This window comes from Vibrio sp. 10N.222.55.B11, from assembly GCF_041473705.1.
Lineage (GTDB): Bacteria > Pseudomonadota > Gammaproteobacteria > Enterobacterales > Vibrionaceae > Vibrio > Vibrio crassostreae_C.
The window spans coordinates 165,277-172,662 of record NZ_JBFRST010000003.1; the positions used below are offsets into that span (position 1 = coordinate 165,277).

At 41.9% G+C, this 7,386-nt stretch carries 6 protein-coding genes; 3 read left to right on the forward strand and 3 right to left on the reverse strand.

The genetic code is table 11. From position 1 onward, the window contains the following. Nucleotides 1-6: 6 nt before the first annotated feature. Nucleotides 7-1,299, reverse strand: coding sequence for a restriction endonuclease subunit S (locus tag AB4503_RS01125; protein WP_333011765.1), 1,293 nt, complete (start codon nt 1,297-1,299; stop codon nt 7-9). Between the two features lies 1 nt (nt 1,300). Continuing rightward, on the reverse strand, nt 1,301-3,910 hold the full coding sequence (locus AB4503_RS01130; protein ID WP_372113406.1) for a type I restriction-modification system subunit M: 2,610 nt from the start codon (nt 3,908-3,910) through the stop codon (nt 1,301-1,303). 509 nt (nt 3,911-4,419) lie between these two features. Here AB4503_RS01130 and AB4503_RS01135 point away from each other — a divergent pair. From AB4503_RS01135 to AB4503_RS01145, 3 genes are all read left to right on the forward strand, one after another. Continuing rightward, nucleotides 4,420-4,860: a DUF2787 family protein gene (locus tag AB4503_RS01135; RefSeq protein WP_372040772.1), complete on the forward strand. Its 441-nt coding sequence runs from the start codon at nt 4,420-4,422 to the stop codon at nt 4,858-4,860. A gap of 99 nt (nt 4,861-4,959) precedes the next feature. Next, on the forward strand, nt 4,960-5,652 hold the full coding sequence (locus tag AB4503_RS01140; protein ID WP_372113408.1) for a hypothetical protein: 693 nt from the start codon (nt 4,960-4,962) through the stop codon (nt 5,650-5,652). A 116-nt stretch (nt 5,653-5,768) separates the two neighbouring features. Further along, nucleotides 5,769-6,704: an LPD25 domain-containing protein gene (locus tag AB4503_RS01145; protein WP_372113410.1), complete on the forward strand. Its 936-nt coding sequence runs from the start codon at nt 5,769-5,771 to the stop codon at nt 6,702-6,704. A 226-nt stretch (nt 6,705-6,930) separates the two neighbouring features. Here the strand turns inward: AB4503_RS01145 and AB4503_RS01150 are convergent. After that, on the reverse strand, nt 6,931-7,386 hold a 456-nt coding region (locus AB4503_RS01150; protein ID WP_372113412.1), incomplete at its 5' end, for a group II intron maturase-specific domain-containing protein.

The following is a 7,386-nucleotide window of genomic DNA, read 5'->3' on the forward strand; positions in this document are numbered from 1 at the left end:
TCCCTGCTAGACAAACATTTTGCTCAAGCAGGCCTGCTTGATGTTATTGAGTTTAGTGATCTGTTGTTGGTGTTGATTGATCAGTGCATCGAGTTTTTGGAAATAATTACCTATAGCAGCTTGCTCTTCAACGTTATTTGGAAATACGACAAGAGTGTTCTGTATTGCGGTCTTTGATATTGATAGTACTTTTGTTCCTTGCATCAATGATGAAAGCTGGTCATGGTATGAACCTGAGTTTAAGTAGTAACCAAGATACTTAGAACCAAAAGGCTGGGTTGGCCTAACTGCAATAGTGTGCAATCCAGAAAAAACCAACAGATCACCTACATTGATTAATTCTACACACTTCCCAACAGTATTATCTTCGGCAGCATCAGCAATCACTATGTCACCACTCTGCAAAGCGGTATGTTTCAGCTTATTAGCAACATCATTATTTGTAATAAACGGTATCAGTTCACTATCTGCATCTAAAGTTTCACCAAATTTAATTAATATGTCTCCATAGTGAATGTTTTTTGCCAATCCAGTTCGGTAGTTTAGCTCAGCTCGAGAAAGGGTATTGTTTGGTACGTTAGCAAAGCATGTTCCAAAGGGCTTCTCCTCCCACTCCCCACCAAACCCTTTAAAACGGATTTCTGGAACGGTTTCGCCTTGTTTGGGGAACATCTTTTCCAGCATGGCTTTTTTCAAGTGACTGAGCTTGTCATGCTTTTGTTGATGTTGGTTGATCAGCGTATCAAGTTTTTGGAAGTAGTTGCCGATTTGTTCTTGTTCCTCTTTTTTAGGGGCAAGAATTCTTACGTTAGAAATATCGCCAAGCGATAAGTTCGGCTGTGCACCTTGTGAAGCTGAAGCGTCTACAAAATCTCTAAAATCTTTAGTTTTAGTGAAGTGATATAGGAATTCAACTGTAACAAGGGAATCATTTTTTAACCTAACAATAGCCAGTGCCTGATTGGTATTTGCTGGTAATATTTCTTTTTTTACTATTGCAGCTCTTCCTAAGGCGCCCGCAATCGATATCAATAAATCATTTTCATTAATTCTTGATCTTGCCAAAATTTGGTCTGTCTCAACATCAATATATGCAAACTTTGATTGATTTATATTGCCTATTTCATCTACTGATTCGACTTTTACGAAAGAAATACCACTATCAACGAAACTCCTACCTATGGTCATTGGAGTTGTACCTTTAGTTATCAAACTGGAGCAGCACTCAATAGAAAAATGCTCCCATTCCCCACTAAATCCCTTAAAACGGATTTCTGGCACATTTTTATCCACACTCATCTTATTCGCCCTTCAACAAGCTAGTCAGTTCAGCTAAGCCCTGCATATCAAACTCGTTACCCGTAAGCCCGTCCATCATTTCCGCTAATTCATCTTCGGTGGTTTTGATGTCACTCGCGACTTGCGAATAAGTTACAGCGTATTTATCCGCAAGGGCTTGTACCTTATTAGTAAGCTGGGTAATCAAACTGCTTGGCATTGCAGTGAGCTCGTTACTTAATGGCGCGATCCATTTTAGGTGCAGTAGATTGTTCACTTGCTCGTCGCTTAAGCCCTCAATGGTAGTCTTGGTTTTAAGATGCAGTTTAGTTGCTGCCTCTTTCACTGCTTTTTTCAGTGTTTTTTCTTCATTGATAAGTTTGTTAGTGAGGATAATCTTGGCCTTATAGCTTTCTTCAGGCACAAGGCTATCTTCATTGAACTTAACATTACTGTCTTTCTGCTCTTTCAAGAAAGTCTTAGCAGCCTTTGCTACTTCAGCATTAACAAAAGCATCTTTGCTTTCTTTTACCGTAGCAAGCTCTTTATCTTCTTCACTAAGCGATTCTAAAATTTCTTCAAGAGAGCTTGAGATTTCAGCCAAACGATTCTCTTGTTTAGCCAACGCTGCTAGGTCATCACTTAAGTGAGTTTTTTGCACTAAACCAAAAGGTAATATATGACCTTTCCAGCCATCTTGTACCTCAGTATCTTTACCGTTTTTCTTTTTGATAACGATATTCGGTTCAACTTGCTTAGTCGCGTCAAAACCTTCCGTTTGCATCATTTCTAAATCGGCACTAATGATTTGCCATTGGTTATTCAGGAGTTGGTAGGCTTGATATTTGTCGATTAAAGCAATAGGACTTAGGCGGTTAAATAGTTCAACACTTAATGAAGCCTCTTGTTGATTGCGTTTAACCCCTTCCCAACCTTTAATGAGTTTGGTATTTAAGTCGTCATCAAACCCAGCAAAAGCCTGTTTGTAACCTGCGATAAACTCTACCACCTGTGGGTGACTGCTAATGCTTGTATTAACCGCATCTTTAGCAATCGCCAGCTCACTGTACGCTGAAGATTTAGCCGTAAACAAAGAACCACGTAGCTGTGGTAAAGCAAGCCAGTATGCATTGAGTTCATCTATCTCACTGTTAGGGATGCCGCCTAACATGGTGGCGTGTAAGTCCCAGCTTTCAGCCGCTGCTGAAGAGTCCACATAGCGTGGTATGTTTAAGTTGTAGCCATTGCTGCGCAAAGTTTCTTTACTCACGACTTGTGAGAATTTATCGATACTTTCACGATTGATAACAACATCAACAATACGCTTAATATCACTCGCTTGTAGCTTGTTGTTTTTGCCTTCTTTAATAAAGTGTTTAGACGCATCAACAACCAAGACATCGGTATTCTGGCGCTTTTGCTTCAGCACTAAAATCACGGTTGGAATACCCGTACCAAAGAAGATATTACCCGGCAAACCAATAATGGCATCGATGTGGTTCTGCTCAATAAGCTGTTTGCGGATCTCCCCCTCTTCACCACCACGGAACAACACACCATGAGGTAATACAATGGTCATAATACCATCGGGCTTTAGGTGATAGAGATCGTGCAATAGAAAGGCAAAATCGGCTTTAGTTTTTGGGGCTAGACCAAAACGCGAATAACGAGGATCGCTATCTTTATAGCTAGGGTCCCATTGTTGTGAATACGGCGGGTTAGAGACAACAGCGTCCACGTATAATGCATCATAAGTGCCTTGTGGGTCATTCTCATCAAAGTATGGCCAATCGTCTTCTAGAGTATCGCCATTGCGGGTTTTAATGTTGCTGGCTTTAATACCACGCATGATCAGATTCATACGGGTAAGGTTATAAGTATTCGCTTTTAACTCTTGCGCATAATAGGTAATGCTGTCTTTGTTTTTAGCGTATTTTTCAACGGCTTCACCAATATTGATAAGGAGTGAGCCAGAGCCGGACGTTGGATCGTAAATCTCAATGGTGTCTTTATTTTTGAGTTCATGAGCAATGATGTGCGACATAAGAACCGAGACCTCATGAGGCGTATAAAACTCTCCAGCTTTTTTACCCGCATTAGCCGCAAATTTTTCAATCAGGTACTCGTAGATGTAACCCAGAACGTCATAGCCTTGCTGACCGTTCATAGGGATACTTTTGATTAAGTGCAGCAAGTCGCTGATAGCTTTAGTTCGCTTGCCCGCACTTTCGCCAAGTTTGCTTAACCCTGTTTCTAGGGTAGTAAAGATGCCTTCAAACAACTTTTTGTAAGTAGGGGAAATCAAACGGCTAAAAGCAGAAAGTGCATCACGCACGTTAGATTCGTCAAAGTCGGACGTTGGAGCAACCCACGTTGAAAACAGATTTTCGTAAGCAATAAAATAGCCAAGATTATCTTGAATGTATTTGACTGTTTCAGCGTCTTCTTCAGTTAGCGCTTTGATTTCATCAGACGTCATCCCTTCTTTGGTGACAAACTGCACCTGTTGGTCGCTGAGATACTTGTAAAAGATGAAACCTAAGATGTAGTCTTTGTATTCGTTTGCTTCGATCTTTGAACGCATCTGGTTCGCTGATTCCCAGATTTTTGCCGCTAATTGTTGCTTATTCATATTCTGCTCAATTCATTTCAACTATTGACCGACATCGTGAAAACAGTCGGCACATGTTCGTCATATTGTGTTTAGGGATTCAGTTAAACCTGAGCTTCTTGCTCTGGTATCTAGGCTTTGAGAGCTTCACTTTTAAACGTCAAAAAGCCACCGAGTTTAAAACTGATGAGAGCCTATCTTTAAAGGCAAGTCTCTAAGTGTTTTTCTAAGCTGACTTTAACTATGTCGCTGATTTTTTAATCGCTACTATTTCAGCAACCACCGAGTTGTACTCTCGTGAATTCTTTATCCATTTTGAAACACGGAGAATACGGGAGAATTGAAGAATCAACAATGCGCAAAACCAAACTTTCAGCACTCCGGTTTTATATATGAATTTTTTGTTTTAGTCGAAATGACTCCCCATTCAGTATCACGCCCTTCTACCCCTGCCATCCATTTGAATCAAAATTTTTTCAAATATATTTAATCACTATGCATAACCCCACAGATAAAGAAAGGAGCCGCTTATGCATAGGAATCCCTTGCCAACAACTTCATTCATCAGGACGGCTTTGCCTATATCTCAGGCTCTTCTGGATACGTTAAACAACGTTCTAAACAAACACACAAGACTCGTAGAGGGTCATCACATCATCCATTTCAGTAACAAGCACTACACCGCTGAACATGGAGGCTATCACCCTGTTGAGATTGCATTGTCAAATAACATTAACAACCTCTATTCAATCCTTTGCATCACAGATTTTAGCTTCAATGGATACCCTTACCCGACACTTGAGCGAGACATTGAGTTCGATTTCACTCATGACACAGTCTTCACGCGATACTCCGGTTTAAAGAGTATCAGCGCACCCAACACCGACAAGCTATACACACTATGGGAATCCAAATTTATCGTTAATTTTGCCAAGGGAGTCTACAACCCAATCGAGTTGCGTAACCGCTAATACCTGTCAGTAGTTGATAACAACACCACACTACCGCTCCCTCGCTTCTAGCTATCACCATGATTTTACTACCGTACTCTTTCACAGGAGAAATACCTTATGTCCTATGACATTGTCTATGAACTACTGGCACTGCGTGTACCAAAAGAAGACGTCGCTCAGCAAGCCTGTACCTTCTTCACAGAACGTTTAAATCACACCACCACTCAAAGCGCCAACGAACTCAAACAAGCCCTGTATGAACGTTACATACTTAGACTGCGTGAAGACGACCTATTTATGCTCCACATGCTCATTGGCTCTAGCAATCTCTTTGACACGGAGACAAACAAACGAGCACGTAGCTGGCAGTTCTGTGGTGTAAACACCTTCAACCAACTACTCGTGAAATACGGTTGTGACTGGTCAGCAGCCGCTGAATCAGGTGAAGTCAAACTCAATGGTCGCGATACCAAAGCAGAAGGTTGGATACGTGCATTACGTAATACTCTGAATCTCGCTAAAGACTATGGCGTGATGCCGTATTGCCACACTCTAGAGATATGGCTTAAAGCGCCATTGGACACCTCGAAACAAACCCAACTAGATAAGTTAAAAACGCAGCTAAGTGATTTAGATGCAACTTGGAAAGAACGACAACGATTTGATGACGATGGCTTTGATGTCTCAATAAAACCCAAGTCTGCTTTTGAGATGTGGCTCTTTCAGCAGCTCATCAATGGCTACCAAGGCAAGTGCTGGATAAATGGCTCAGAGCCGCCCTATCACGCTGTAAAGAAGCATTCTATCTAATACGTTAAAACACAACCCACCAGCTTAACGACCCACAAACACGTTCACCCACCACTCTAGAGGCCACCTTGTTATCAAGGTGGTCTTTTTATTTTATTCGTAAAAAGGAAGCACTCATGCAAACAACACAACCAAACAGCTCATCCAAAGACCAACATGATTCTTTACTCACATCAGAGGCAAAAAAAATTAAACCGATCACGGTACTTGTCCAATGGTCAGAATCTCGCGGGTTCACTGAAGAGACACTCTATGACTTTAATGAGTTCGAAAAGAAAGCGCTGGAAGTTGCCAAACGTAACCCATTAGGCGGGTACGATAAAACAAAAGTAACCGTGACCTTTGATAATGAACATCAACATGAATGCCGCTTAGATTTAGGATGTGGTGGTAATGATCAAGGCTTTGCTGAGCACTGCTTAAGTATGGCTCGTTATTACCGTCAGCATAAAGGGGATGTCGATAAGCCTTGGCTTTATGACAAACACCACCAGCAGTTAATCGAACTCATAAACACTTATGAATTGGACCACTCATTCGTAGACGTAGGACGTATGCAGGTTAAACAGGTCGAGGAGCAAGCTAAAGCCGAAGAAGCTGCAAAAGAAGAAGCCAAACAACAGGAGCGGGAAAGAACGTGGCGTGAACACCAACAAGCGGAGGAGGCGTTTCAAGAGACCTTAGAAGTACCACAATGGGCAAAGGGCGTGATTGTTGCCACACTCACGGACTATGACGCTGAAATCAGTGAACCGTATGCTGGAGAGTTTCACACCAAAACGCTAAAGACCATCATTCTCGCTTGGTCGAAACACTCTCGAAACCTATTTCCAGAGCTGCGCAAAGCATGCCTTAATCACCCTGAAACGGCTTTTCTTAATGACCCTGAGAAAAGCGTTGAACACCGTGAGCGCTTTGCCATGGGAGAAGGCTATTACCTAACCGATACCAAATACATTCGTTACGGATGGCAAATAAAAAAGCAAAACTTTTACAGAGAGGACAACAAAGCACGTTATGTGCCCTTAGGTGAGATCGCGATAAACGAATAAAAAAAGAGAGGCGATCTATTCGCCTCTCTATCTAGACGGTGTTCTTTTTTTTCTGTTATCAACGACAGAATCGCTTGGTGATCACAATCAACCTGCAAAGTTTGAAAATAATTTCTGTCGGATAGACGGCACCTGTTGCTAGGTGCCACCCTCCTCAGAACCGTACGTGCAACTTTCACTGCATACGGCTCAAGCCTCCACTAAGGCATCATTGATACCCAGCAACTTATAACGCAGTCGGGACAGGCTCTTTCCAAGAGTTACGAGCTAGCCTTTTAGATTTTCTCTTCACCAAATATTCTTGGTATTGAGGGTCAAAAGGGGTCGCTGCATTCCTGATTTTTACGTGTCGCTCGATGGGCACTTTAGCTATTTGGAACAGATTGAAGTGACAGTCCATGTCCATGATTTTCTGCCAACCGTGAAATTGCCACTGGCCTTTACGATTGAGAAAATACTTATGAACAACCCAGTCTTTGGACTTGGTTGGATGACGTCTAACTGCCCAGTGCCATAACGCTTGGAATAGTTTGTGGCCGACATACCCGAATACTTGTTTAGCAACACAGTGGCGATAGTAATTCGCCCACCCTCTAAGTTTCGGATTTATCAACTTGATAAGATCGTTAACAGGGATGGTTGCGTGAGTTTTGATGAGTCTACGCAAGTTACTTAAGAATGA

Excerpts from the sequence above, each read along its gene's own strand:
- AB4503_RS01145 (WP_372113410.1), top strand. The coding sequence starts at position 5,769 with ATGCAAACAACACAACCAAACAGCTCATCCAAAGACCAACATGATTCT.
- AB4503_RS01130 (WP_372113406.1), bottom strand. The coding sequence starts at position 3,910 with ATGAATAAGCAACAATTAGCGGCAAAAATCTGGGAATCAGCGAACCAG.
- AB4503_RS01135 (WP_372040772.1), top strand. The coding sequence starts at position 4,420 with ATGCATAGGAATCCCTTGCCAACAACTTCATTCATCAGGACGGCTTTG.
- AB4503_RS01140 (WP_372113408.1), top strand. The coding sequence starts at position 4,960 with ATGTCCTATGACATTGTCTATGAACTACTGGCACTGCGTGTACCAAAA.
- AB4503_RS01125 (WP_333011765.1), bottom strand. The coding sequence starts at position 1,299 with ATGAGTGTGGATAAAAATGTGCCAGAAATCCGTTTTAAGGGATTTAGT.